The 25,099-nt window shown below is 65.5% G+C and carries 21 protein-coding genes and 3 tRNA genes; 9 read left to right on the plus strand and 15 right to left on the minus strand.

Annotated elements, in window-relative coordinates:
• Positions 1-5: 5 nt before the first annotated feature.
• A complete protein-coding gene (locus ACOQPQ_RS11795) occupies positions 6-1,109 on the minus strand; it encodes an amidohydrolase family protein (protein WP_420639625.1) in 1,104 nt (367 codons plus the stop codon).
• A gap of 126 nt (positions 1,110-1,235) precedes the next feature.
• Here ACOQPQ_RS11795 and ACOQPQ_RS11800 point away from each other — a divergent pair, with 126 nt between their 5' ends.
• The gene (locus ACOQPQ_RS11800; RefSeq protein WP_420639626.1) at positions 1,236-2,102 is read left to right on the plus strand and encodes an NAD(P)-dependent oxidoreductase; all 867 of its coding nucleotides are present in this window, start codon (positions 1,236-1,238) and stop codon (positions 2,100-2,102) included.
• A 28-nt stretch (positions 2,103-2,130) separates the two neighbouring features.
• Here the strand turns inward: ACOQPQ_RS11800 and ACOQPQ_RS11805 are convergent, their stop codons facing one another.
• The 8 genes from ACOQPQ_RS11805 to ACOQPQ_RS11840 form a co-directional block, all read right to left on the minus strand.
• Positions 2,131-2,970 carry an HpcH/HpaI aldolase family protein gene (locus ACOQPQ_RS11805; RefSeq protein WP_420639627.1) on the minus strand — a complete coding sequence of 280 codons (840 nt, stop codon included), beginning with the start codon at positions 2,968-2,970 and terminating at the stop codon, positions 2,131-2,133.
• Positions 2,971-3,024: 54 nt separating this feature from the next.
• Entirely contained in the window at positions 3,025-4,509 is a 1,485-nt protein-coding gene (locus ACOQPQ_RS11810; RefSeq protein WP_420639628.1) for an ABC transporter substrate-binding protein, read from the minus strand.
• Positions 4,510-4,701: 192 nt separating this feature from the next.
• Entirely contained in the window at positions 4,702-5,514 is an 813-nt protein-coding gene (locus ACOQPQ_RS11815; protein ID WP_420639629.1) for a hypothetical protein, read from the minus strand.
• A 746-nt stretch (positions 5,515-6,260) separates the two neighbouring features.
• The gene (locus tag ACOQPQ_RS11820; RefSeq protein ID WP_420639630.1) at positions 6,261-7,064 is read right to left on the minus strand and encodes a TIGR04255 family protein; all 804 of its coding nucleotides are present in this window, start codon (positions 7,062-7,064) and stop codon (positions 6,261-6,263) included.
• 272 nt (positions 7,065-7,336) lie between these two features.
• Positions 7,337-7,786: an ASCH domain-containing protein gene (locus ACOQPQ_RS11825; protein ID WP_420639631.1), complete on the minus strand. Its 450-nt coding sequence runs from the start codon at positions 7,784-7,786 to the stop codon at positions 7,337-7,339.
• Positions 7,759-9,225 carry a hypothetical protein gene (locus ACOQPQ_RS11830; RefSeq protein WP_420639632.1) on the minus strand — a complete coding sequence of 489 codons (1,467 nt, stop codon included), beginning with the start codon at positions 9,223-9,225 and terminating at the stop codon, positions 7,759-7,761. The genes ACOQPQ_RS11825 and ACOQPQ_RS11830 overlap by 28 nt, the downstream gene beginning before the upstream one ends.
• A 1,060-nt stretch (positions 9,226-10,285) precedes the next feature.
• Positions 10,286-11,479, minus strand: a complete 1,194-nt coding sequence (locus tag ACOQPQ_RS11835) for a Fic family protein (protein WP_420639633.1) — start codon at positions 11,477-11,479, stop codon at positions 10,286-10,288.
• 156 nt (positions 11,480-11,635) lie between these two features.
• A tRNA-Ala gene (locus ACOQPQ_RS11840) sits at positions 11,636-11,709 on the minus strand.
• Between the two features lie 94 nt (positions 11,710-11,803).
• On the opposite strand from ACOQPQ_RS11840, the gene ACOQPQ_RS11845 reads away from it, so the two are divergent.
• Both ACOQPQ_RS11845 and ACOQPQ_RS11850 read left to right on the plus strand, forming a co-directional pair.
• Positions 11,804-12,928: an acyl-CoA dehydrogenase family protein gene (locus tag ACOQPQ_RS11845; RefSeq protein WP_420639634.1), complete on the plus strand. Its 1,125-nt coding sequence runs from the start codon at positions 11,804-11,806 to the stop codon at positions 12,926-12,928.
• Between the two features lie 14 nt (positions 12,929-12,942).
• Positions 12,943-14,196 carry an acyl-CoA dehydrogenase family protein gene (locus tag ACOQPQ_RS11850; protein ID WP_420639635.1) on the plus strand — a complete coding sequence of 418 codons (1,254 nt, stop codon included), beginning with the start codon at positions 12,943-12,945 and terminating at the stop codon, positions 14,194-14,196.
• 69 nt (positions 14,197-14,265) lie between these two features.
• Here the strand turns inward: ACOQPQ_RS11850 and ACOQPQ_RS11855 are convergent, their stop codons facing one another.
• The 4 genes from ACOQPQ_RS11855 to ACOQPQ_RS11870 form a co-directional block, all read right to left on the minus strand.
• A complete protein-coding gene (locus ACOQPQ_RS11855; RefSeq protein WP_420640404.1) occupies positions 14,266-15,249 on the minus strand; it encodes a hypothetical protein in 984 nt (327 codons plus the stop codon).
• 79 nt (positions 15,250-15,328) lie between these two features.
• Positions 15,329-15,589 carry an exodeoxyribonuclease VII small subunit gene (gene xseB, locus ACOQPQ_RS11860; RefSeq protein ID WP_420639636.1) on the minus strand — a complete coding sequence of 87 codons (261 nt, stop codon included), beginning with the start codon at positions 15,587-15,589 and terminating at the stop codon, positions 15,329-15,331.
• A gap of 13 nt (positions 15,590-15,602) precedes the next feature.
• Positions 15,603-17,015, minus strand: a complete 1,413-nt coding sequence (gene xseA, locus ACOQPQ_RS11865) for an exodeoxyribonuclease VII large subunit (RefSeq protein WP_420639637.1) — start codon at positions 17,013-17,015, stop codon at positions 15,603-15,605.
• Entirely contained in the window at positions 17,012-18,886 is a 1,875-nt protein-coding gene (locus ACOQPQ_RS11870) for an ABC transporter ATP-binding protein (protein WP_420640405.1), read from the minus strand. Before ACOQPQ_RS11870 ends, xseA begins: the two co-directional genes overlap by 4 nt.
• Positions 18,887-19,022: 136 nt before the next feature.
• Here ACOQPQ_RS11870 and ACOQPQ_RS11875 point away from each other — a divergent pair, with 136 nt between their 5' ends.
• Positions 19,023-19,610, plus strand: a complete 588-nt coding sequence (locus ACOQPQ_RS11875) for a copper resistance CopC family protein (protein WP_420639638.1) — start codon at positions 19,023-19,025, stop codon at positions 19,608-19,610.
• Positions 19,611-19,628: 18 nt separating this feature from the next.
• Here ACOQPQ_RS11875 and ACOQPQ_RS11880 read toward each other — a convergent pair whose 3' ends face one another.
• Positions 19,629-20,078, minus strand: coding sequence for a nucleoside deaminase (locus tag ACOQPQ_RS11880; RefSeq protein ID WP_420639639.1), 450 nt, complete (start codon positions 20,076-20,078; stop codon positions 19,629-19,631).
• A gap of 54 nt (positions 20,079-20,132) precedes the next feature.
• Here ACOQPQ_RS11880 and ACOQPQ_RS11885 point away from each other — a divergent pair.
• The 5 genes from ACOQPQ_RS11885 to ACOQPQ_RS11905 all read left to right on the plus strand — a co-directional run bounded on the left by ACOQPQ_RS11885 (position 20,133) and on the right by ACOQPQ_RS11905 (position 23,869).
• Positions 20,133-20,219, plus strand: a tRNA-Ser gene (locus tag ACOQPQ_RS11885).
• Positions 20,220-20,487: 268 nt separating this feature from the next.
• Positions 20,488-21,519, plus strand: a complete 1,032-nt coding sequence (locus ACOQPQ_RS11890) for a Fic family protein (protein ID WP_420639640.1) — start codon at positions 20,488-20,490, stop codon at positions 21,517-21,519.
• A 30-nt stretch (positions 21,520-21,549) separates the two neighbouring features.
• On the plus strand, positions 21,550-22,497 hold the full coding sequence (locus ACOQPQ_RS11895) for a hypothetical protein (protein ID WP_420639641.1): 948 nt from the start codon (positions 21,550-21,552) through the stop codon (positions 22,495-22,497).
• Between the two features lie 39 nt (positions 22,498-22,536).
• Positions 22,537-22,614, plus strand: a tRNA-Arg gene (locus ACOQPQ_RS11900).
• 55 nt (positions 22,615-22,669) lie between these two features.
• Complete coding sequence (locus ACOQPQ_RS11905; protein ID WP_420639642.1) at positions 22,670-23,869, plus strand: phytanoyl-CoA dioxygenase family protein; 1,200 nt, start codon at positions 22,670-22,672, stop codon at positions 23,867-23,869.
• A 45-nt stretch (positions 23,870-23,914) separates the two neighbouring features.
• Here the strand turns inward: ACOQPQ_RS11905 and ACOQPQ_RS11910 are convergent, their stop codons facing one another.
• Entirely contained in the window at positions 23,915-25,054 is a 1,140-nt protein-coding gene (locus ACOQPQ_RS11910; protein WP_420639643.1) for a 30S ribosomal protein S1, read from the minus strand.
• Positions 25,055-25,099: the final 45 nt, after the last annotated feature.

The following is a 25,099-nucleotide window of genomic DNA, read 5'->3' on the forward strand; positions in this document are numbered from 1 at the left end:
CTCTCTCACGCCGGGATGTCGTAGAGCCGCCGCACGTTGCCCGACACGACGGCGTCGCGCACGTCGTCGCCGGCGTCGGCGAAGTGCTCGGCGATCACCGCCTGGCTGTTGGGCCAGGTGGACACGTGGTGGGGGAAGTCGTTGCCCCACATCATGGTCTCGGTGCCGATCACCTCGCGGGCGGCCACCCCGGTGCGGTCCCGCATGAACGTCACCCGGAAGTTCCGGCGCCAGTAGTGCGACGGCTCCTGTTGGCAGTTCATGTCCTTGAGCAACCGGCCGTGGCGGTGGAACCAGTAGTCGGCCCGCTCCAGCAGGTTGCCCGCCCAGCCCACGTCGTTCTCGGCCGACACGATCATCAGGTCGGGGAAGCGGTCGAACACCCCGCCGAAGATGAGGTCGAGCACCACCTCCTGGATGTCGACGGTTTGCAGCACCGAGCGGGTGGACGTGCCCTGGTCCCAGGCCTTGTCGGGGTCGCGGGTGGTGGCCGCGTGGAGGTTGACCGGCATGGCGTGCTCCACCGCCGCGGCCCACAGAGGATCGAACGCCGGGTCGTGGTAGGGATTGTCCTCCCCGTTGACCACCGGGATCATCACCCCTCGCAGGCCCATGGCCCGGCACCGCTTGATCTCAGCGGTGGCCCGATCCAGGTCCACCGGCGACAACAGCCCGATGCCCACGAAGGTGTCGGGTACCTGGCTGACGAACTCCCCGATCCAGGTGTTGTAGGCCTCGAACAGGGCCCACTGGAACTCCACGTCACGGATCGGGTACATCTGCATGGCGATGGTGGGGTAGAGCACCTCGCCGGTCACCCCGTCGGTGCGCAGGGCCTCCAGGCGGGACTGCGGGTCCCAGCCCACGTCGGGCACGTCCTCGTCCCAGCGGCCTTTGGCCCGCACGTCGTCGTCGGCGCGCAGGCAGCCGGCCAACAGCCCCACCGGGGGGAGTCGGGCCTGGTCGCACACCAGCCGGTCGGTGGTGGGTTCGTGGACCAGACGGGGGGCCCGGTCCCGGTAGGCCTCCGGGGTGTAGATCTGCCACAGGTCGTGGGGCTCGATCACATGGGAGTCGGCGGAGAAGATGTCGTAGCCGGGCTCGGTCATCGTGGCCGATGCTAGTGGTTGGGGCCTCCATCGGCCCTGCCTGCCCGTGGGTCGACCGGGCCGCACCGATCGACCTGGTGGCTTCCCGACGGGTCACTGTCACCGCCGCTGGGTAACGTGACCTCCATGAGCGTGTGCGCATTCATCGGACTGGGCAACATGGGCTTTCCCATGGCCGGGCACCTGGTGGCCGCCGGCCACGAGGTGCGGGGGTTCAACCGCACCACCGAGGTGGCCCAGCGGTGGGCCGAGCGCCATCCGGGGATTTTGGCCGCCACTCCGGCCGAGGCGGCCGCCGGGGCCGAGTTCGTGTTCACCTGTGTGGGGGCCGACGACGACCTGCGGGCGGTGGTGCTCGGCGACGACGGTGCGCTGGGCGCCATGGCGGCGGGCTCCGTGCTGGTGGACCACACCACGGCGTCGGCCGACGTGGCCCGGGAGTTGGCCGGCGTGTGCGCCGAGCGGGGGATCGGGTGGCTGGACGCCCCCATTTCGGGGGGCCAAGCCGGGGCCGAGAACGGGGTGCTGACCGTGATGTGCGGGGGCCGGCCCGAAGACTTCGAGGCCGCCGCACCGGTGATGGACGCCTACGCCTCGGCGGTCACCCTCATGGGGCCGGCGGGGTCGGGCCAGCTCACCAAGATGGTCAACCAGATACTGTGCGCGGGCACCGTGCAGGGGGCGGCCGAGGCGTTGGCCTTCGGCGAGCGGGCCGGTCTGGACATGGAGAAGGTGCTGGACGCGGTCACCAAGGGGGCGGCGGGCTCGTGGTACCTGCAGAACCGGGGCCACACCATGGTGGCCGACGAGTTCGACTTCGGCTTCGCCGTCGACTGGATGCTGAAGGATCTCAACCTGGTGGCCGACGCCGCCGCCGACCTGGGCGCCCCCATCCCCCTGGTGGAGCTGTGCCGCCGCTACACCGCCGAGACCGCCGCCGTCGGCGAGAACCGCCTCGACACCACCGCCATCATCCGCCGCTACCGCGAGTAGTCCGGATGGGTGGCCTTCCAGGGAGGGCTCAGTAGAGGGATTCGTTCCCTGATGGTCGGTCGGCCTCTTTGGAGTTGGCCTCGGAGTGGCCGTCGAGAGCGGCCAACACCGATTGGCGGTGGCCGGTGACCGCGGCGGTGAGGGCGGCGGAATCGGCGGTGACGGTGACCATGCGGAACCCCTGCTCGATTCGGGTGGGGGCCAGGGTCGGGGTGGAGTGGATGCCGGGCACGACGCCGTGGCGACCGCAGGCGGCCACGATGGTGGCCAGGGCGTCGTCGAAGTCAGCGTGGCCGTCGTTGTTGCCCGGACCCAACCCCAGGCTCACCGACAGGTCGGAAGGTCCGACGTAGATGGCGTCGACGCCGGGGGTGGACAAGATGTCGTCCAGGTGCTGCAGGGCCGTGGTGGTCTCCACCATGGGGATGCACTGCACCGCCCGGTTGGCCCCGGCGAAGTAGCCGGGACCGTCGCGCAGGCTCGCCCGGACCGGCCCCACGCTGCGCGCCCCCTCGGGGGCGTAGCGGCAGGATCGCACCGCGGTTTCGGCCTCGGCCCGGCTGTTGACCATGGGCACGATGATGCCGAGAGCGCCGGCGTCCAGCATCCGCCCGATGATGCCCTGCTCGTTCCACGGCACCCGCACCACCGGGGTGGCCGTGCCCAGGTCGATGGCCGCCAGCATCCCCAGGGCGTCGGAATAGTCGGCCAGCCCGTGCTGCATGTCGATGCACACGTAGTCGAAGCCGGCCCGGGACATGATCTCGCACCCCATGGCCGTCGGCAGGCCAGCCCACGCCCCCAAGGCGGGCCGACCCTCGTCGAAGGCACCGGCCAGCGGGTGGGGGGAACCAGTGTGGTCGCTCATGGAGGCAACCGTATCCCCGTTGGGGGTCGAGTACTGCGGTTGGCCGTCAGGCCCTTACGGGGTGGTGTCCCGCAGCGGTCCCAAGGGAACCAACTCGCCCCGGGCCCCGATGTCGGGGTCCTGGGCGACGAGCTGGAAGGAGTCGTTGCTGGAGAACTTGTCCGGCCCGAAGGAGGCATAGGGCTGGCCCGCGATGGAGAAATCGCCCGCATCCTGGATGGCCTGGGCGAAGGTCTCATGGGTCAGTTCGGGCCCGGCGGACGTGGCCAGCAGCTCGAACAACTGGAAGAACCGGCAGTGACCGGACAGGCTGGTGAACCACAGCGGTTCGCCTTCCTCCAGGGTGTCGGGGTGCTTGACCTCGATGTCGGGGTGCCGGGAGGTGAAGGCGTCGAAGCACTCCTGGAATCGGGGATCGGACTCGTACATCTGGGCGCCGGTCATGGCGGCCACGGAGATCACGCCCCGGGCCGCTTCGGGTTCCACGTTGCTGCCGATGTTGCTGCCCAAACCGGAGGCGTCGGTGGCCCAGACGTCCACGTCGAGGCCGTACAGGGAGGCATTCTGGATGCCGGCGGATGCGTTGCCCACCAACAACAGGGTGTCGGCGCCCGCCGCGCTGATGCGTTCGGACAGCGCGGACCACTCTTGGTTCTGGGCGATGAGATCGCCGACGGCCGAGGAGGTGGCCACCTCCAGGACCGGTTCGACGCCGAAGTTCCGCACCAACCCGGCGACCTCTTCGAGCTGAGCGGCGGCCGAGGCGTCGGCCACGATGGCGATGGAGCGTCCTTGCAACTCGCCTTCCTCGTCGAGCAGCGCGAACAGCGCGTTGGTGACCCGGGCGCGGGGGGCCCGCTCGTTGACCCACGGAGCCCGGGCCTCGGCCATGCGCTCGTCGGTGATGGTGCCGCCCACCAGGACCGTCTCCTGGTTGCCGACGATGCAGGTGTTGGCCACTTCGGCGGGGCCGAGGAACCCGAACAACACCGCGAACACCTCGTTGTCCTCGGTGAGTCGCAGGCAGGCGGCTTCGGCTTCGGTGATGCCGATGGGGCTGTACTTGTCCATGATCACCTCGACCTGGCGACCGTTGATGCCGCCCCGCTCGTTGATGTCGTCGGTCAAGGCCTGGATGACCAGTTCCTGGTCGCCCCAGGTCGCGGGCGAGAACCCCAGGTCGACCAATGCCTCGATGTCGAGGTAGGAGACGCCAATGGTGATGGTGTCGGCGGTCACCCCTCGCCAGGTGGCGGTCAACTCGATTTCCGGCGGCGGTTCCGGGGTGGGCGGTGGCTCGAACTCGGGCTCGTCCTCGGGCGGGTCGGTCGGTTCCTCGGGCGCTGGCTCGTCTGGCTCGGGGGTCGAGGGTTCCGGCTCGGGGTCGTCGACCTCGGGCGGCTCGGTGGCCGCCGGGGCCTCCGCGGTTGGCGCCGCCCCGTCGTCCCCAGCGGAGTCGTCGTCGTTGCCGCACCCCGCCACCGCCAAGGCCAGTGCCACGAGCACCGCCATCATCCAACGCAACTTGCCAGTCCGCATGAGAACCCCCAGCACGCTCGGTCCCGACACTCGGTCCCGACCCATCAAGTACCCCGACACCCTACAAGACCCCCACTCCCAAACAAGACCAGAGCCGATGCCAAGTGGATCGCTCCCCGTTTCGGAAGGCCCGGTCACCGACGCCGAGCCCCGCCGTTCCTGGGAACTGCATCTGCGTGTCAGGGATCCTCGCTATCCGTCGGGCGGCAGTTCCGAGCCTTCGAGTCGGAGGGTCAAGTCATCAACGTCCCAGCGTTGGTAGAAGCGCAGGTCATCGAGACTCATCGAGCCCTCGTCACAGAGTTCGTGATCGACGATCTCCACCCCTTCAACAGAACCCAAGAGTCCCACGAAGCTGTCGAGCGTACCCTGGCAGTGCGCACGGAGACCGGCGTCGTCGTAGTTGTTCACGGTCATGGTCGCTCTGATGGCCAGTTCGTAGACGGTCGACTCATCCAGTTCCTCTTGCGAGGAGAGATAGAAGTAGATGCCCGACAACGCGCTACCGTCACGCTGGAGCAGCCTTCGCATTGCCCGCCGCTCAATCCGAAGTCGGTCGTTGAACGCATCCGGGAACGCCGATCGCGAGTACCGACGGCTAACCCAAAGAGCCACCAATTGAACCGCTTCTCGATCCAGCCGTCCCTCCGGCGGCACGAGATCACCCCGTCGAACACGCACGCGATCATGAATCGACAGAGCCAGGGCGGTTGGCAGACCAGCGACATTGCTTTCGATGCGGAGCGTCCGGGCACTCTTCGCGTAGCGAAAGTTGCCGTCCGGTCGCTCAACCGGCCTTGCGAGCACAAATTCGATGTATGGCTCCACGGCTACATCCGCGGCAACATCACATGGGTGACTGATTGCCAACGCGTAGCCCTGCCCAGTCCAATCTGGAGGCACCACCTCGGCGTCAGCCAGCGCATCGACGGTCTCGCCCAGCAGATAGGACCCTTGGTCCCAACTGCTCTGCTTCTTGGCTGATCTGTCCTGAGGCGGCGTCATTCGGACCCGCTCCTCGGGCTACAGGTCCTCGGCGAAGGGCCGCCCCGTGATTGCATCCAACTGTGCTACTGCCTCCTGCGACTCAGTCCTGCCGAAGCGTTCAGCGAGTTGGCGGCCCTTCCGTCCGCGTATCATTGCGGGTGCGGTTTCCTTTGCGAGGCGGTCGATGGCGCTGGAAATCATGGAAAACCGCAATGGAGTCTGCATCAAGAGTTCGCCGATGGTCTGCCCATGGACTTCGACACGATCCGTGGCTCCTGCATCGGCAGGGAGCCCGGAGCGTGCCCAGCGTTGTGAAAGATCCCAAATGGCCTCGATCCTGTTCCTATTGTCTGCTCGAGGTTCGTTCTTTGATTCAAGCCACGCATAGACCGTCGGTCTCTCGACTCGAAGTGCCCTTGCTAGCTGGCTAACTCCCATACCCCACGCGGCACGGATGTCAATGAGCATTTGTCGTATCGGTGGCTTCAGTCCTGGAGCTTCTGTTCGTTGCATCCTGCTCGAAGAGTCAACGCGTGCCCCGGTAGACGTGGGTTTCGCGAACTGGATGCGAATGATCTGAGGTTCTTTCGCCCCGCTGCCCCGGCGAAGGGAGAGGGTATTCCCCCAGTCGAGGAGGTTGGCCAGGCGCGGGTCCCGTGACACCACTGTCGTTGCGCCGCGCGGTGACGATGGCGATGCCTGCCTCTTGACCGTTGGCCCGGCTCCGTGGGCTGAGGCCGATGGCACGTCTCTCCAAGCAGTGCTCACGATGGGCCCCCCTTCTGCCAGGCCTCAAGCGCAGCTTCCGTCACTGCGCTGCGAAACGCCTGGTCAGAAGCGTCGTGGAGTTTCCAGAAAGACTCGATAATGTTCTCAGCCGAGAAATCAGCCGGCTCGACCATGAAGTGGTCAATGTCCACCGTTGCCGCCCTTGTCGGGACGGCCGGCCTCCGGACGATGAGCCGGCTGGGCAAGAGATCGTCAGGAAGCACATCCTCGGGTACTGGATGAGATGTCCGCACCATAAGGCGCCCGACCGGGGTGTCAGCCCAGAACTCGTAGCGATGCTCAGCGGCATCGGCGAACGATCCAGCATCAATGCCGAGCAACCCCCCGCTGAGGGCATCGGTCAGAGGCAGGTCGTCCTGCCCCTCGATCAGGTTGACACGGCGAAAGCCGAGGCGGTCTGTGATCTCGACATCGATCACTTCCTGGATTTGGGCGAGGACCGCCGCAAGCTCACTGGCGAAGTCATCGAACGACCCGTACTCGGATCGTTCCAGAACGACCGAGTGTGTGTTGATCGACACCAACCCTGTGTCGTCGCGATTGATGAACAGCCATCGGGTGTCGGTCTGCATCCGCGGGTTCGACCTTGCCTCGAACCGCAGTGTCTGGAGTTCGAGCCGTTCGAATCGCGGATACCCGCTCTTGCGGAGCCGCTCCTGGATCTCCGGGATGTAACTCTCCATGTTGAGGACGGCTGAGATGACTACTTGCCCCAACGCGAACACGATCGGGTTCCAAGCCAGATCAAGAGCAGGTCGCTCCCTGCGGGCAGGTGGCACGATCTGATCTTACATAAAATCTTACACTTCTGCATGTACTCGGGAAACAGCGGCCTCTGACGGTGACCAGCCCAGCCTGAGACCACCAGGCTGTCTCGCCCCACCACGGCGGGCCCCCGCCGGAATCAAGCGGAGCAGATGCGACTCGAACCCACGACCCCCTGCTTGTGGTGCACTCCTGGGCTTGGTTGATGAACCACCGTGGACCATGTGGGCCCGGTGGGAGTTGCATTGGGTCCTCACGGGCGCGGCGGTGGTGCATGCCCTCCACGTCACCATGAGCCCGTGCAACGCATGGCGTCCTCTGCTAGTCCCGGGACGGCGTCAGCTTGTCCGTTGAGATAGATGAAGTTCTGGGGGGCTGCGTGAAGGCCGAGCAAGGCAAGGGGCATGGGAACTTCGAGTCTTCTCGTGACGCCGAGCACTATGGCGGTCGCTTCACTAGTGCCCGAGAAGTACCTTCGAAACCGGTCCCGCGTCACTCCCGCCGAAACTCCCCAGGTCGTCCAGATGGAAGTGGGTGACCGGGTCTCGACCGACTGGACGCGAGCCCAGCCGACAATGGCGCTGGTTGGTGCAGTCTCGTAGAGTACGACATGGGATACCTCACGCTTGGGTGGTCGACGACGCAACTCGACTGTCTTCGTGCCGTGCAAAATTGCTTGTGCGAACTCAGAGTGTACAGAGAGCAGTGCTACGGCCTGATCCTGGCCAAGAGCCATTCCTGCACCTCCGGACTGGTTCGACAGATCGCTTGCGGTGCGCCACGGAGAACCCCTGCACCGACAAGCTCTTGGAGTGAGATCGGTTCTTCTAGCGACCGGTCTTGCCGGAAGAGGATGGCCACCACCTCTCGGCGTGTCAAGTCCTGAACCTGTTCTGAAGAATAAACCGTTCGTCCTCCGACAAACTTGTTGACCTCAGCAGGATCTTTGGAGACGAGGACTCGCTCAGCGATACCAATGGTCGTCACAGCTCGAATGTCGCCCGACCGATAGAAGAGAAGGACATCTCCTGGGGTAATCGTTCGGATAGGGGCATTCGACAGGTAGGCCTTTCGAATCGCGTTGCCGAAGGGGCCAGGACCAATGATGCTCTGTTGGGATTCCAATTCTGGAAAGAGCATCCTGTGGAACTCCGGCTTGATAGGAATGATAGCCATTGGCTTCTCAGGAGACTTGAGGGCTGGGGGACCAAATCGGATGTGAAATGCGAGGGGAGACAAGGAAGAGTCAGCCTCGGGTGTCGGCACAAATCGCTTAAGGAGAACGAGTTCATTCTTCTGGGTCTTATGTTCAGTGAGAAGGAATCCAAATTGCTCGAGTACTGAAATCAGAGCCTCGTGCTTTTCGAAGATAGTCACCCATGCTGAATCGAACTTATTGAGATTGCAATATGAGAAAAGCGCCTTGAGCAGCAGTTCACCAAAGCGGTTACCTGAGTATCCATCGGCAACTTTGAATGTTGACACTTTGAGTGGGTTTCTTCCAAAACTAAACTCATGGTCACCAGGTTTGACGATACATAGGGCTGCACATGAGTCTGTATTGTCTCGGATTATGAAGGCTTCACGTCCCTCACATTTGACTCGAGAAAACCAACTGTCAAACCCAGGAGCATAATCGGCACGCAATGAGTCAAGTATGGGATCACCAGCATCTATAGTATGAACTGGATTGAAGGTGACTAATGGAAGGGGCTTGGGCAACTGATGGCAAAGTGTTGAAATAAGGATTATAGCATCTGCTGCTGTTAGCACACGATCCGCTAGGTCCAAGCGAGCAGCCCTCCGATGGATACCGCCATCCTCGGTTACAAGATAGGAAACAGCATCATAATAGACTGCAGCAAGAAGTTGATTGTCTACCCAATCGTTGGAACCAATATCCGGAGTGCCAATTCGCTCAGAAAGGCTATCGTCGATTAATGGTGCCTGTGAGAGCTCAGGGTACTTGTACAGTAGTTGATGGCGGTTGCGTCTGCGTGAGTCGTCAGGGTCTCGCTGGAGGTCATACTTGGAAGCAGGGTGGCGCATTACTGGGTGGCCATTTGCATTGCAAAGAGCTACAAAATGTGTCGCATTGTTCATGCCAGGCTCGATGTCTTCAGCGGACACTGGTTCCAAGGCTATGAGAATATTAGTATCGATCAGGAAGCGCATAGCCTAGGCCAAGGAGTGTTGCAATTTGATAATGCAGGATGAGGCAGAGTACTCTCTAGACAATTGCATTAGGGGTAATATCAGGATTGTATCAGGGCTCTTCAATGTACTTGTCATTCTATCTTACCCTAGGTGCTAGCGAGACGACGGAGGATAGTTGTAAGGAGAATGACAGAGTCTGCCGTAATGCCTGCGTCTCGACGTGTAGGAGTATCACGGTGCTTTAGGGCTTGTGCAAGATCGACTACAGAGCGGGCTACCTTTCGGATCTCTTTGTCTCCTTGTCCTGATGCTGTGTGTGTTAGGAATCTATCTATTCGTTTCTTTGTGTGTGTGGTTGGCGGCTCCTCCTCACCCTCAGAGAGGTGCAGGGTTGGGTCGAAGACCACACCACTCAGTCTTTCGAGGGCAGCAACACAGTCATTACCGATGTTCCGATAGTCTTGTTCGCTTTGAGCAATTTGGAAGTGGCGTCGTAGCTCGTTGATCTCCCGGTCAACTTGGGGCCACCCGGTTTCTTGGTGGCTCGCCACAGGTTGTACAAGTGCTGAGCTGATCTCGTCATCTTCAAGTTGTTCTAGCTGGCGATGAATTGGTTCAAACAGGCCATATAGTAGACTCCGTCTCGCTTGCCAGCTGCCATGGCAGCCATTAGCATTCCAATGTGACTGAAAGGCACTGAAATCACTAAATGGGAGGTCCAGGCTGATCCCGAGTCGCTGGAGGAGAGTCCGACAGGTACGAAGAATGAGAAGGATCTGTCTTTCAGAGGTGCGCACGCTGCCATGTGTGCCGTATGCCTCAAGTTCATCGTGAGCCAGACGAAGCAAGGCAACACCTGTTTCGACGTCAGATCGTTCAGCATTAGCAGTATACCGGATTCGATCCAGGAGATCGTCCCTGAGAACTCTGGCACCCAGAGAGTCGAGTTCGCTGTCGCGGAAGAAGTCCTCAGGTGTCATGAATGTTCTCCCTTTGCGGGATGAGTAGGGCATATGTCCCAAGTGCGTGGCTAGGCTGGGTTGTTGCGAGGCCTTCTGCCATCCAGCTCCGTCTGCTATCAGCTGGAGATGATTTCGAAGACACGTCGGTTCCAGTAGAGGCGGTCGTAGCCGGTGTCGCTGTAGGGCTCGAGCATGCCGAGTTCGCAGAGCCGGTTGATGGCGTCCCGATTCGCTTGGTTCGATCTTCCGTAGTGGGCTTGAGCGGTTGCGACAGTAAGCATAGGGAACGCGATCAGGCCCTCGGCGATCTCTATGGCGAGTCGCGCTCGGGGGAGCGCTTCCCGAGCTTGCTTGGACAGCTCTTCTCGGAGCGTGAGGAGCCTCATGATTCTGCGGTATGTGTCCTCGGCTGACGCCGCCACCGCTTGGGCGAAGAAGCCGACCCAAGGCGCCCATTCGCCGGTGATGCTCACTTGCAGAAGGTGGTCTCGGTACTCGGACGAGTGCTCTTTGAGCCAGTCCGAGACCGACAGCACCGGCGTCTTCAGGGCACCGTCGATGAGGATTTGGAGTGCCGCAACGAGACGACCGACGCGACCGTTGCCGTCGGTGAAGGGATGGATCGTCTCGAACTGGTAGTGGGCGAGCGCCACTCGAACCAATAGCTGCAGCGACTCTCGAATCGACTCGTCGTTGATCCAGTTGAGCCAGTCATCGAGGAGCAACCTCAGCCGGTCGCCCGGCGGGGGTGGAATGAAGCGGGCCTCGGTGATCGGCCGGTCTTTGGCACCGATGAACACCTGGCGCTCACGCAGGGCCCCAGCCTCCGGACCGTCGCTGTCGGTGCCCCGGACAATTTCGGCCTGGAGGCCGGAGAGGAGGGGGACCGTGATGGGTCGCTCTGCGACCCAGTCATAGGCGGCATCGGCAGCCCTTGTGTAGTTCATGACCTCACGGACATTCGGCGGAATACTCGAATCGGTATCGTCGATGGAAACCGCCTCAGCGACGAAGAGGTCGCTCAAGTTGGCGAACGTCCCCTCGAGTGCCGAGGTGCCGATGGCCTCACGGCGGGTGGCAACCCGGGTAACGAGCAGTGGATTGGGAATGTTGCTCGCGGCCGCATCAAGTCGTCCGAGTACGGCCATGGCGTCGGTCAACGCCAACCACACGTCGCCGGGCAGGTTGAGTTGGCGCGGAAGGGGAGCGGGGACGAAAGCGGCAAGCTCGTAGGGCGCGTTGAACCGGTGGTCGGTACCCCGGATGGGAACCGTCGAGCCGATGGGCGACTGGGAGAGGTCGGTGACCACAACTTGGATTCTACCCGCCACATTCCAAGTTTCGACCTCGAAACTTGGAATCACATCCCTGAAATCCAAGTTTGCGTTCGCCGAAGTCAATTGGCCGGCCTCCTGGCGGCGGACTCTCACGCTCACCGGACGCCTGGAACGTGCCCAAGGGTTGTGTGGAGCTGATGGGACTCGAACCCACGACCCCCTGCTTGCAAAGCAGGTGCTCTAGCCGGCTGAGCTACAGCCCCTCGGTGCTGCCAGCGTACCGCCATGCTGCCCGTGAGGCCGACCAATTTCGCTTCCGGTAGGCCCGTTGGGCCGCGTCATGGTGGAATGGCGGTGGTGAGAGTCGACCTCAGCGACGATCAAGAGCTGTTTCGCGACACCTCCCGTCGCTTCATCGAGGCGGAGTGCCCCGTCGGCACGGTGCGGGAATGGCACGATCTGGCCGACGGCTGCCCGCAGAGCTTCTGGCGGTCGGCAGCCGAGCTCGGTTGGACCTCGCTGATGGTGCCCGAGTCGCTCGGGGGCGGCAGCATCTCGGGTCGGCCCATCGTGGACTTGACCATCGTGGCCGACGAGATGGGTCGGGCCGTCACGCCGGGTCCGTTGATGCCGGTGAACGTGGTGGCGGCCACGTTGGCTCGCTCGGGTACGCCCGACCAGCAGGCCCTGCTGGAGGGGGTGATGGCCGGGGAGGTCATCTTGGCGTGGGCGTTCTGCGAGCCGGGCGGTGATTGGACCGCCGATCACGTGGTGGCCGAGGCCATGCCCGCCGACAAGGGCCATGTGCTCTCGGGAACCAAGACCGCGGTGGAGGCCGGTGCCCAAGCCCATAACCTGTTGATCACCGCCCGCACGCCTACGGGCCTCGCCCAGTTCCTGTTGCCCCGCGACACCCCGGGAATGACTGTCACCCCCCAGGAATCGCTGGATCTGGGTCGCCGGTTCGCCGAAGTGCGACTCGATTCGGTGGTAGCCGCCGCCGACACCCTGGTGGGTGCCCCGGGTCCCCCCACCGAGGCCGACGTGGAGCGCCAACGCCTGATGATGCTGGTGCTCCAGTGCGCCGACCTGGTCGGGTCGGCGGCCAGGGTGCTGGAGTTCACCGTGGAGTACGCCTTCAACCGCTACTCCTTCGGCCGGCCCTTGGCGTCGTACCAGGCCCTCAAGCACCGCTTTGCCGACATGAAGCTGTGGTCGGAGGCCTCCCAGGCCGCGGTCGACGGCGCCGTCGATGCCCTGGTCGGCGGTCAGGACGAGGCCCGGCTGGTGAGCGTGGCCAAGTCGTACGTGGGCGATCACTCGGTGGAACTCATGCAGGATTGCGTGCAACTCCACGGTGGCATCGGGGTGACCTGGGAGCACGACCTGCACCTGTACCTCCGTCGGGCCACGGTGAACCGGGGCCTGTTCGGCACCCCGGCCGACCACCGCGACGCCCTAGCGACCACCAGGGGACTCTGAGGGAGGGGACACCGATGGACGATTCCGTGTACGCCGAGACCGACCCCGCCGAGTTGGCTGCCTACCGGGAGCAGGTGGAGACGTGGATGAACGAGAACATGCCTCGTCGCGACCCGGTCAACCCCTGGCACCCCACCCGTGACGACGATGTGGGGAGCACCCGCAACCGGGAGTTGCAGCGGCGCCTGTCCGATGGGGGGTACGCCGCCGTGTGTTACCCCACGGAGTACGGGGGCCAGAGCCTGACCATCGCCCACCGCCGGATCGTCGACGAGGTCAGCATGGACTTCGACATGCCGCTGTTGTTCAGCGTTCCCACCATGTCGATCACCGGACCCACCATCTTGGAGTTCGGCACCGAGGAGCAAAAGCAGCGTTACATCCCGGCGTGGATCAGGGGCGACGAGTTGTGGGTGCAGTTCATGTCCGAGCCCAGCGGTGGCTCCGACATGGCCGGAGCCCTCACCCGGGCCGACCGCGACGGCGATGCCTTTGTGATCAACGGCTCCAAGATCTGGAGCACGTTCGCCCAGCGCTCCGACTACGCCCTGATGCTGGCCCGCACCAACTGGGAAGTGCCCAAGCACCGGGGGCTGACCATGTTCATCGTGCCCATCCACCATCCCGACATCGAGATTCACCCCATCCAGATGGTGGACGGCACCGAGGAATTCTGCCAGGAGTTCTTCAACGACCTCATCATCCCGGCGGAGAACGTGCTCGGTGAGGTGGACGACGGCTGGACGGTGGCCAGCCGCCTGCTGTTCCACGAGCGGGCCGCGGTGGGTGGCGCCTCCCCCTACACCCAGGGTCGCCATCGAGGTCGGTCCGCCGACGGTCTGGCCGACCTGGCCGAACTGGCCCGCGACCGAGACGATGGGGAACGGGGCTTGCTGCGCCAGAAGGTGGGACACTTGGAGACGCTCAACCAGGTGGACAGGCTGTTGTCGGCCCGGGTGGTGAAGGGCATCGAGAGCGGTTACCTGCCTGCCCCGGCCGGGTCGTTGGTGCGCCTGTTTCACGGGCTGTCCCAGGTGGAACGCCAGAGCTTGGCCTTCGAGCTGCAGCGCGACAATGCCCTGGTGTGGAACCAGGGGGAGACCACCGGTGCCTACGGAGTGGAATTCGTGCAGCGCCAGCAGAGCTGCATCGGCGGCGGCACCACCGAGATGGCCCGCAACATCATCAGCGAGCGGATTCTGGGCATGCCCCGCGAGCCCGCCGCCGATCGCGAACTGCCCTTCAACCAGGTTCCCCGCAACGGCTGACCGGGCGTCGCCCGCAACGGCTGCGCCAACGCCGACCACAGCGGCGATCGGGCCGCTGGCCAATCACCGCTAGGGGGCCAGGGGGCGTCCGAAGGGAAGGGAATCCTGCCAGGTGGCCAGGAACGACTCGGCGCGACGGGCCGCGGCCAGGAACAGGCCATCGGGGTGGCCGGCGATCTCGTCCAGGGACGCGGTGATCCGGCCACATGCATCGGCGGTGATGGCTTCGGGGGTGAGCTCGCCGGTGGGCCACCACGCGAACAGCGATCCGGCGGTGGCGATGAAATCGGGCACCACCGTGGTGTCGGCCCGGCCGAGAACGGCCAGAGCCCGAGCGGTGACCGGAAGGGGGCCGTGGGGGACCAGCACCTCGATGTCGAGTTGCGCGGCCACAGTGTGGTCGATTGCGCCCATCTTCGAGCCGGCCAACAAGACGTCGACCGACTCCCCCAGGGCCTCAGCGGCACTGGTCTCACCCCCCAGGAGGTCGCCCGGCGCTTTGAGCGCATCAACCGGGAACCCGCCGCGATCGACCACACCGCGATCACCTGAGGTCAACGCCACCACTTTGGCCCCCCGGTCGGCCACGGCTGCCGCCACCTCGGATCCGTGACCGCCCAGGCCCTCCACGGCCACCGGGCGGCCGTCCAGCCCACCCGCCGCGGCTTCGGCCGCGGCCACGATCCCGGCGACGGTCACCTGGTCGGCCACGTTCCCGATCACCGACCGGGGGTCAATGGCGGCCAACGACCCCAAAGCTGCTCGGTCCACCCGGGTGCCCGGCTCGGGCAGAAACCGACCCGAGGTCACCAGGGGGGCGACTTCGGCGGTGAAGTCGGCCACCGCCTGGGCTCGGTCGGCATCCACGGCGTTGATCCCCGCCGAGGCCCCGCTGCGGCGCATCTCGAACGAGGCCAGGGCATAGGTCATCGACCGGGCCAGGTCTTGCGCCCCGCCGGGCAGGATCTTGCGGGCCGACCGCACCACGCCCACCGACTCGGGCGCGTCGGCCAAGTCGATCACGATGAAGGCGTCTACCGTGTCGAGTTTCACAGTGGGCAAGGCCTGCTCCCCGGTCGCATGGCCGCCAACCTCCCGACGGCTGAACGGCAACTACGTCGTTTTAGTCCGCTCAGAACGGGTCATCCCAGTCGGCCTCGTCGCCGGGGCCATCGCTGGTGGGCTCTTCTTCCTGGGAGTCCAAACCGGCCACGATCTCCTTGACCCGCACTTCGGCGGCGGTGATCCGCCCCCGACACACGCGAATGAGATCGGCGGCCCGCTCCACCTTCTCGGCCAACACGTCGATGTCGATGTCCTCGGCCTCCAACTCGCCCATGATCTGCTGGAGTTCGCTCAACGCATCGCCGTAGCCGATGTCCTGTGTGCTCATGGTGTGGTGCTCCTCATCGGTGTTCGGACACGGTGCTGTACAGCTCGCCCTCGGCCAGCGTGGTGACCAGTTCATCCCCGACGGCCAGCGACGCCGGATCGCGCACGACTCTGCCACCATGGCGGGTGATCGACCAGCCCCGGGCCATGATCGCCCGGGGGTCGAGCAGGCCGAGGCGGCCCTCGAGATTGGTCAGCTCCCCGCTGGCGGCCCGGGGTGCCCGCAACGCCCGGCCCGTCAGCACCGACTGCGTCTGTTCCAGTCGGCGCCGACCGTCGACCACGACGGCCCCGGCCCGATGACCCACCACGGCGGCCCATCCGTCCACCCGGCGGGCCTCCTGGCGGGTGCGGACTTCGGCCAGTTCACGGATCTGTCCGGCGTGATGTTGCAACCGTCGGTCGGCCCGGTGCAGGCGGCTCTCGACGGCTCGGGCGGTGACTTGGCTCACCATCGTGAGCTGATGTTGCGCCGCGCCCAGCGATCGGGCCGCCCGACCGGCAATGGCCGTCCACGTCGTCTCGGCGGCTTCCAGGTGGGCTCGGGCGGCGGCCACGATGAACGCCGCGGCGGCGGTTGGGGTCTTCTGGGCCTCGTGGGCCACATCGTCAGCAATGGTTCGGTCGATTTCGTGGCCGATACCGGTCACCACCGGGACGGGGGCCGAGGCGATGGCCCGGGCCACAATCTCGCTGTCGAAGGCCAACAGATCGGTCCGGGCTCCGCCCCCCCGGACCACGGCCATCACGTCGACTCCGGCGTGTCCCACGGCCCGGATGGCGGCGGCGATGGCATCGGGGGCGTCCACCCCCTGCACCGGGGTGTCGGCCAGCACCACCTCCCAGGCCAGTCCGCTCACCTCCAGCTCGTTGCCGAAGTCGTGGTGGGCCGCGCTGCCCTTCGAGGTGACCAGACCGATCCGCAAGGGGGCCACCGGGAAGGGCACGGCCTGGTTTCTGGTCAACAAGCCCTCGTCGCGAAGGGCCTCCAACACCCGCAGCCGCTGGGCTTCGAGGTCACCCAAGGTGAACTTGGGGTCGATCCCGGTCATCCGCAGCCGCAGCGTTCCACGGGGAGGCCAGAAGTCCAGCTCGCCCTGGATGCGGATCTTGATGCCATCCTCCAGCGCCATGTCGCCGTGGCGGCGCAGCGTCTCCTCCACCCGGGTCCGGTTGAACTTGAACAGGGCCACCGACACCGACGCCTCCGGCTGGCGGTGGGCGCCGTCGGGGTCGGGCTCCACCAAGTCGAAGTACATGTGGCCGCTGCGGGCCCGGCTCAGGTTGCGGACCTCCCCCTCCACCCACAGCTCGCCGCCGAAGGCGTCGCTCAGGGCCTGGCGGATGCCGGCGGTCAACTGGGCGACGGTGTAGGTCCTGGGCTCCGGGGCCCCGGTGGGCGCCTCGGCCGCGTCGAACGAGCTCATGTTGCGCTCGGCACCGGTGAACGCTGTTCGTTGCCCACCAGCGTGCGGTACAGCTCGGCGTACAGACCGTCGGCGGCCAGCAGCTCGTGGTGGCGGCCCGATTCCACCAACTCGCCCCGGTCCAGGACCAAGATCACGTCGGCGTTGTTCACCGTCGACAGCCGGTGGGCGATGACCACCGCGGTGCGGCCCTGCAGGGCGGTGCCCAGGGCCTGTTGCACCAGGGCCTCGTTCTCGCTGTCGAGATGGCTGGTGGCCTCGTCCAGCACCACGATGGCCGGGTCCTTCAGTAGGACCCGGGCGATGGCCAACCGCTGCTTCTCTCCGCCCGACAGCCGGTAGCCCCGTTCTCCCACCACGGTGTCGTAGCCCTCGGGCAACGAAGCGATGAGGTCGTGGATGTGGGCCGAACGGCAGGCGGCCTCCATCTCGGCGTCGCCGGCGCCCGGTCGGGCGTAACGAAGGTTGTCGGCCACCGTCTCGTGAAACAGGTGGGGATCCTGGGGTACCACCCCCACCGCCGCCCGCAGCGACTCCTGGGTGATGGCCCGCACGTCGGTGCCGTCGATCAGCACCGCTCCTTCGTCCACGTCGTACAGCCGGGTCAACAGGGCGGCCAGGGTGGTTTTCCCCGCGCCCGACGGCCCCACCAACGCCACCAACTGCCCCGGTTCGATCACCGCCGACACGTGGCGCAGGACCGGGTGGCCGGTGGGCTCCGGCGCCGCCGTACCGGTCTGCAGCGAGGCCAACCGGTCGTCGCTGGGCGGGTAGGTGAAGGTCACGTTGTCCAGCTCGATGCGCCCCCGAGGCCTGGCCAGGGCCTTGGCGTCGGGCCGGTCGTCGATGGGGTTGGGGGTGTCGAGCACCTCGAACACCCGTTCGAACGACACCAGGGCGGTCATCACGTCGACCCGGGCGTTGGTCAGGCTGGTGAGCGGGGTGTAGATCCGCACCACCATCAGCCCCATGGCCGCCAGCGTGCCCACCGTGATCGTCCCGGAGATCACCAAATGGCCGCCCACCCAGTACAACACCGCGGCTCCCACCGCCCCCACCAGGCTCAGCGCGATGAAGAAGGCCCGCCCGTAGAGCGCGCTGCGCACGCCGATGTCTCGCACCCGCCCGGCGGTGGCGCCGAACCCGTCCCGCTCCTGGTGGTGGCGGCCGAACAGCTTCACCAACAGCGCCCCCGACACGTTGAGCCGCTCGGTCATCACCGTGTTCATGGCCGCGTTGTGTTCCATCGACTCCCGAGTGAGGGCCTGCAGCTTCCGCCCCACCCGCTTGGTGGGCAGGATGAACACCGGCAGCAGGGCCAGCGCCATGAGCGTGAGTCGCCACTCCAGCAGGAACATGGCCACCAGGGTGGTGGCCAGCACGATGGAGTTGGACACCACCGACCCCAGGGTGCCGGTGAATGCCCGCTGGGCGCCGATCACGTCGTTGTTCATGCGGCTGATGAGCGATCCGGTCTGCACCCGGGTGAAGAACGCCATCGGCATTCGCTGCACGTGGTCGTACAGCCCCACCCGCAGGTCGTAGATCAGCCCCTCCCCGATGCGGGACGACCAGTAGCGCTCGATGAACGACAGGGCCGCCTCCCCGAAAGCGGCCAACACGATGATGGCGGCCAGCAGGTTCACCAGGCCCCGGTCTTGGTTGGCGATGGCGTCGTCGATGATCTGACGGAACAGCAGCGGTGGCACCAGCGACAACAACGCCCCCAGTAGCAGCACGACCACGAATCCGACGAGCATCCCCCGGTAGGGGCGTGCGAAACCGGCCACCCGGCGAATCGTCTGCCCGGCGATCTGCTTGCCTTTCACCCCGGCGGGGTCGTGGCCGATGGCACCGTGGGCGCCTCCCATTGCCTGCACTTCCAGCACGATACGCCCAACCGGTGACAATGGCCGGCATCGGATGGCCCGCCCCGAGCCCACAGGGCCCCCATGGCACCGGCCGACTGCTGGTAACCCCGCCCCAGCCGGGCCGTAGGGTGGGGGAATGCGGCCTCGAACTCGGCGGGCAGTGGCGATGGTGGTGGCGTTGTCGATGGTTCTGGCCTTGTTGATCTCGCTGTTGGCCGTGGCCGGCCGGGCCTCCGCCCATGCCGAGATGAGCCGCTCGGCCCCCCGGCCCACCCAGACGGTGGGAGGGGTGGTGGACCAGGTGGAGTTGGAGTTTCGCCGGCCCATTCGCCCGCACGAGTCCAACCAGGTGGTCTTGGTGTATCCGGACGGCTCCCGCCGACAGACGTTGGTGAGCGTGGACGGCCTGCGGGTGCGGGGGAGCTTCGTACCGCTGACCGAGCCGGGGGACTACGCCGTGGTCTGGGGGCTGGTGGACGACACCGACAACGACTGGACCACCGAGGAGTTCCCGTTCACGTTCGACCCCTCGGCTGCCGCTCCCGAATGGCTGGGGGATTCGACCGGCGGCGGAGATGGCGGGGGCTCCACCGGCGGCGGAGACGGCGGGGGCATCAGCAACACCTTGGTGATGGTGGTGATCGTGGCCGTGGCCGCGGCGCTGGCCGGTTGGCTGTTCTGGCCCCGCCGAAAGGGCAGCTTGGGGGGCAGCCGACGGCGCTGAGCCCCGGTGGTGGGTCACTCAGCGGCGGGCCGCGAAGAAGTCCCGGAGCAAAGCGACCGATTCCTCCCGGCCCACGCCGGGGACCACCTCGAAGTTGTGGTTGAGCCGGGGGTCGGCCCCCAGGTTGTACAACGTGCCGCAGGCCCCGGCCTTGGGATCCTCGGCGGCGAACACCACTCGGGCCACCCGGGCCATCACCGCGGCACCCGCACACATGGGGCACGGTTCCAGCGTGGTGACCAGCACGGCCCCATCCAGTCGGGACGTGCCCCGCACCGCGGCCGCCTCCCGGAGGGCCAGGACTTCGGCGTGGGCGGTGGGGTCGTTGGTGCTCTCCCGCTCGTTGTGGCGAGCGGCCACCACCTCCCCGTCCATGGCCACCACCGCGCCGATGGGAACCTCGCCGAGCTGGTGGGCCCGACGGGCCTGGGCGAGAGCCAGGTCCATGAGCCGCCGGTCATCGATCACCGCATCAGAATAAGGGCTGGGAAGGCACCGGCACCGCCCACTACCCTCGTACCCGGAAGGTTGCCAGAGCGGACGAATGGGGCGGCCTCGAAAGCCGTTGTGGCCTCCGGGTCACCGTGGGTTCGAATCCCACACCTTCCGCACCGCTGGGTCCGTGCCCTTGGACCGAATGATATGTTCAACATAGCATCAAATGCTATGTTGATAGTGATATGCTGACGTGCATGTCAGTGTTCATGCTGATGTCCATGCCGATGCTTGTGCCGGCGTTGCAGTGCCGATGATCTTCGAGACGCCGACACTCGGTCCTGCCGACACTCGGGTCATCGAGGAAATCGAAGACCTTCGTCGCCGCTTGTCGTCCTACGTGGTTCGAAGTCCGCGTCGCTGGGTCGGCCACCTGCGAAGGATGAGCTTGGCCCGTGCCATCCGAGGCTCAAACTGGATCGAGGGCTATCGGGCCACCCTTGATGATGTCCTCGACACCATGGAAGACGAGGAGCCGCTGGACGCATCGGCCGAAACGCGGGCGGCGTTGGAGGGCTACCGGGATGCCATGACGTTCATCCTGCGGCTGGCCGACGACGGTGCCGGGGTGGATGAATCCTTGCTGAGATCCCTGCACTTCATGATGACGAAGCACGATGCACGAGCCGATCCGGGGTCGTACCGACGGGGCGACGTCCGGGTGGAGGACGAGGACGGCACCGTCGTCTACCAAGCACCGGACGCCGAGGTCGTCACTGAATTGATGGCCGAACTCTTCGACGACATCAGCGCGCTCGACGACACCCCCACCATGGTTCGCGCCGCCATGGCCCACTTGAACCTGGTGATGATCCACCCATTTCGCGACGGCAACGGCCGGATGGCCCGGGCCCTCCAGACGCTGATCCTGGCCCGTGAGGGGATCGTGTCACCCGAGTTCTCGTCGATCGAGGAATACCTCGGTCGTAACACCGAGGCCTACTACGCCATTCTTTCCGAGGTCGGTCAAGGCCGCTGGGCACCCCAGAACTCCGCCCGGCCCTGGATTCAGTTCGTTCTCACTGCTCACTACCGACAGGCTTGGATCGTGGAACGGCGAATCCACGAGACAGAGCGTCTCTACGACGCCATCGAGCAACTGGTGGCTCGCTCCGACCTTCCGGCCCGGTCAGTCGGCGTTCTCGCCGATGCGGCCCGGGGCCGGAGAATTCGCCGATCCAACTACCTGAAGCTGGTGGAGATGACGACCGGAGACGCCATCTCCGATCTCACGGCCACCCGTGATCTGAAGGCGCTCGTAGATTCGGGCGTGCTCGAGCCCAGGAGTGCGGGGCGGGGCCGCTCCTACTTCGGCACGTACGACCTTCGAGAGCTGTGGGCCGACATTCTGGACAGCCGACCACCCCCTGCCGAAAATGACCCCTACCTCCCTCAGCCGCATCGTGGTGAGTAGGTAGGCTGGGGAGGACGAAGGGAGCGAGCAATGGCTGAAGACGAGACCACCGTCGATTCGACGGACACGGAGTCGGAGGAAACCGTCGATGTCGACGGCGACGGCGAGACGGCCGAAGCAGGCGGCGACAAAGGGGGCGGTTCGGGGATGATGGGGGGTCTCCGGATTCCCTCCCCCGGTCGACTGCTGGTCGGGCTCGGCGGCGCGGTCATGGCCTTGTCCGCCCTGTTCAGTTGGGTGGAGGTGGGCCCCGACGCCTTCCCCAACTTGTCCGGCATCGGATTTACCACTGTTGGCGTCGGCTTGGCCGTTTTCCTTGTCGGTCTGACACTTCTAATGGGGTGTAAGTCTGCGGCTGTCAACCTGGGTTTGGCCCTTGGCGCCTTTGCCATCGCCTTGATCTACATCGTGTTGGTCGAGACCGACTCCGACCTGCTCGCTTTGGGCGCCTGGTTGGGCCTGGTGGGCACGTCAGTGGCGGTGCTGGGGGCACTGCTGCGGATGGGAGACTCACAGGAAGAAGCAGCGCTGCAGGTGCGTCCGCCAGCCGTACTGATTGGTGCGGCCTTGGCGGTGGTCGCCTCCTTTTGGTTGGACTGGGTGGTGGGACCCATCTTTTGGGTGAGGATCAATGATCCCGACTCATTCGATTACTTTGACATGTTGAACGGCTTGGATCTGGACGTGTTGTTCGGTTTTCCCGTACTCATCCTGGGGGGGATCGCCCTGGTTAGCTTGGTCGAACTCTTATCGGTTCCACAAGCGGTGCTTCAAGGCCGTCGGCAGGTGTTCATCAAGACTGCCCAGATATGCGGTGTGGCCATCACGGTGATCGCCGGGGCGAACGTGTTGGGCAATGTGGTGGGGCAAGTCGACAGCTTTGGATCCGGACCGTTGGTTGCCCTGATCGGGGGGCTTCTGATCGTCGGTTCGGTTCGCAAGGTGGAGGCGCCGGAGGAGGTGGCGCCAAACCAGTAGTGGCCCCCGCCCCCGGTTGGGTACACTCACCAGCAGCCCGCGCTTGTAGCTCAGTTGGATTAGAGCGTCTGACTACGGATCAGAAGGCCGGGGGTTCGAGTCCCTCCAAGCGCGCCATGCCTCCAACTCGGTCCGGAGCGCCCGGATCGGCCCACCTGAGGTGTTCGCCAGCATGACTGCCTTGCCTCAACCTGCAAGCCAGGTGTCGCCGGGCCATGCCGTGGTCACCTCCCGGCAGGGGTTCGACCTCGATGACCTGCGCTCGTTGGTGGAGGCCGAGGTCTGCTTGGGCGACTATCCGTGGGCCCACGCCGTGGCCGACCGGGCGCTCGTCTATCGCACCCAGGACTTGCGCCCCCACCTCGGCGATCCTCACCACGTGGCCGCCATCCGCAACGAGATGGCCCGGGCGTTGGGCGAGGGCCCGGGGGTGATCGTGATCACCGGGGCCATCGACCCGGGGGTGGTCGACCGGGCCACCGAGGTGTTCGAGCGGATCATCGCCGCGGAGCACGAGGCGGGCACCGGCGGCGGTGACCACTACGCCGAACCGGGGGCCAATGATCGGTTGTGGAACGCGCTGGAGAAGCTGGCGGTGGCCGACCCCGAGACCTTCGTGGACTACCACGGCTGCGACATGATCGACCTGGCCGCCCTGGCCTGGCTCGGTCCCGGCTACCAGATCACCGCTCAGGTGAACGCCATCAATCCGGGCGGTGCGGCCCAGTCGCCCCACCGGGACTACCACGTGGGGTTCATGACCGACGACGTGGCCGAGCAGTATCCCCTCCACGTCCACCGCCTGTCGCCGCTGCTGACCCTGCAGGGGGGCGTGGCCCACTGCCACATGCCGCCGGAGACCGGGGCCACCATGTTGTTGCCCCACTCCCAGAAGTACGAGCTGGGCTATCTGGCGTGGAGACGCCCGGAGCTGATCCACTACTTCGCCGAGCACCACGTGCAGATCACCCTGGAAAAGGGTGACCTGTTGTTCTTCAGCCCGGCGGTGTTCCACGCCGGGGGCCACAACCGCACCGGCGACGTGCGGCGGGTGGCCAACTTGTTGCAGATCTCCTCGGCCATGGGCCGGGCCACCGAGGCAGTGGATCGGGAGCGCATCGTGAACGCCATCTACCCCGCCCTCCTGCGCCGCCAACAAGAGGGCCTCGATCCCGCCCGTATCGAGTGCGTGGTGGTTGCCTCCGCGGAGGGCTACGCCTTTCCCACCAACCTCGACCGTGACGTCCCCATCGGCGGTCTCACCCCGCCCTCCCAACAGGACCTCCTGCGACAAGCCCTCGCCGCCAACACGCCCCCCGAAGAACTCGCCCGCCAACTCACCGCCCACCACCACCGCCGCACCACCCACTAGCCGCCCCAGGTCCCGGTGGCCCCCATCGAGCCGGCCTGGGCAAAGTCAGCCGGCGATGGCTTGGGCTATGGAGAGGTCGACTCGGCGGCGTTTGCGGTCCACGGCCAGTACCTTGACCCACACTTCCTCGCCGGGCAGCACTACCTCTTCAGGGTGGTACACCCGGTACTCGGCCATCTCGGTGATGTGGACCAGGCCCTCGATGTCGTCGTTGACGGCCACGAAGGCGCCGAAGTCCACCAACCGGGTGACCCGGCCCGATACCAGTTCGCCCACCTCAAGCTGGGTGATGGGGTCGGGGGTCAGCTTCATGGTGAGATTCACCCGCTGCTTGGGCACCTGCACCGACTTGACCCGCACCTGGACCTCGTCGCCCACGCTCACCACTTCTTGGGGGTGCTGCACCCGCTTCCAGGACAACTCGGTGACGTGGACCAGGCCCCGCACCCCGTTGATGTCCACGAAGGCGCCGAAGTCCTGCAGGTCGACCACCCGACCGGTGTGCTCGTCACCCGCCGACATGGTGGCCAGAAACTCCTTGGCCGCCTTTCGCTGCTCCGACCGGATCACCGCCTTGCGGGACAGCACCAGCCGCCCCGACACCTGGTCGGCCTCCACCACCTTGCACTGCACCTCTCGCCCGACCAGGGCCTGCAGGTTCTCCACCGGGGCCACGTCGATGAGCGACGAGGGAATGAAACCCCGGACGCCCACATCGCACGACAACCCGCCCTTCACCACCGCGGTGATGGTGCCGGTGACCGGCTCGTTGGCCGCCGACGCTCGGGCGATGGCCACCCAGGCGATCTGTTGCTGAGCCCACAACCGGGACAGCACGATCCGCCCCTTGTGGTCCTGTCGAACCAGCACGGCGGCGTTGACCACCTCGCCGAGCACACATTCCCGCGTCAGGTCGGCGGCCGGGTCGTCACCCCAGTAGCGCTGGCTGATGACCCCGATGCGACCGCCCCCCAGGTCGAGCTCCACCTCGTGGGTGGCCTTGGACTTGACCGACCCCGACACGATGGTGCCCCCGGCCAGCCCGTCCACGGTGGACGGGGCCGGATCACCCGGAGGCGCCTCCGGCTTGGCGACTGCGATTGCTTGGGGTTCCGGCTCGGCTACCGGGGCCGTTTCGTCAACGGCCTCCGCGATTGCTTCGGGTTCGGTGGCAGCGGGTTCCACTTCAGCCTCTTGAACCGTTGCCTCGGGTTCCGACTCAGGTTCCAA

The organism is Candidatus Poriferisocius sp., assembly GCF_965219775.1.
Lineage (GTDB): Bacteria > Actinomycetota > Acidimicrobiia > Acidimicrobiales > Bin134 > Poriferisocius.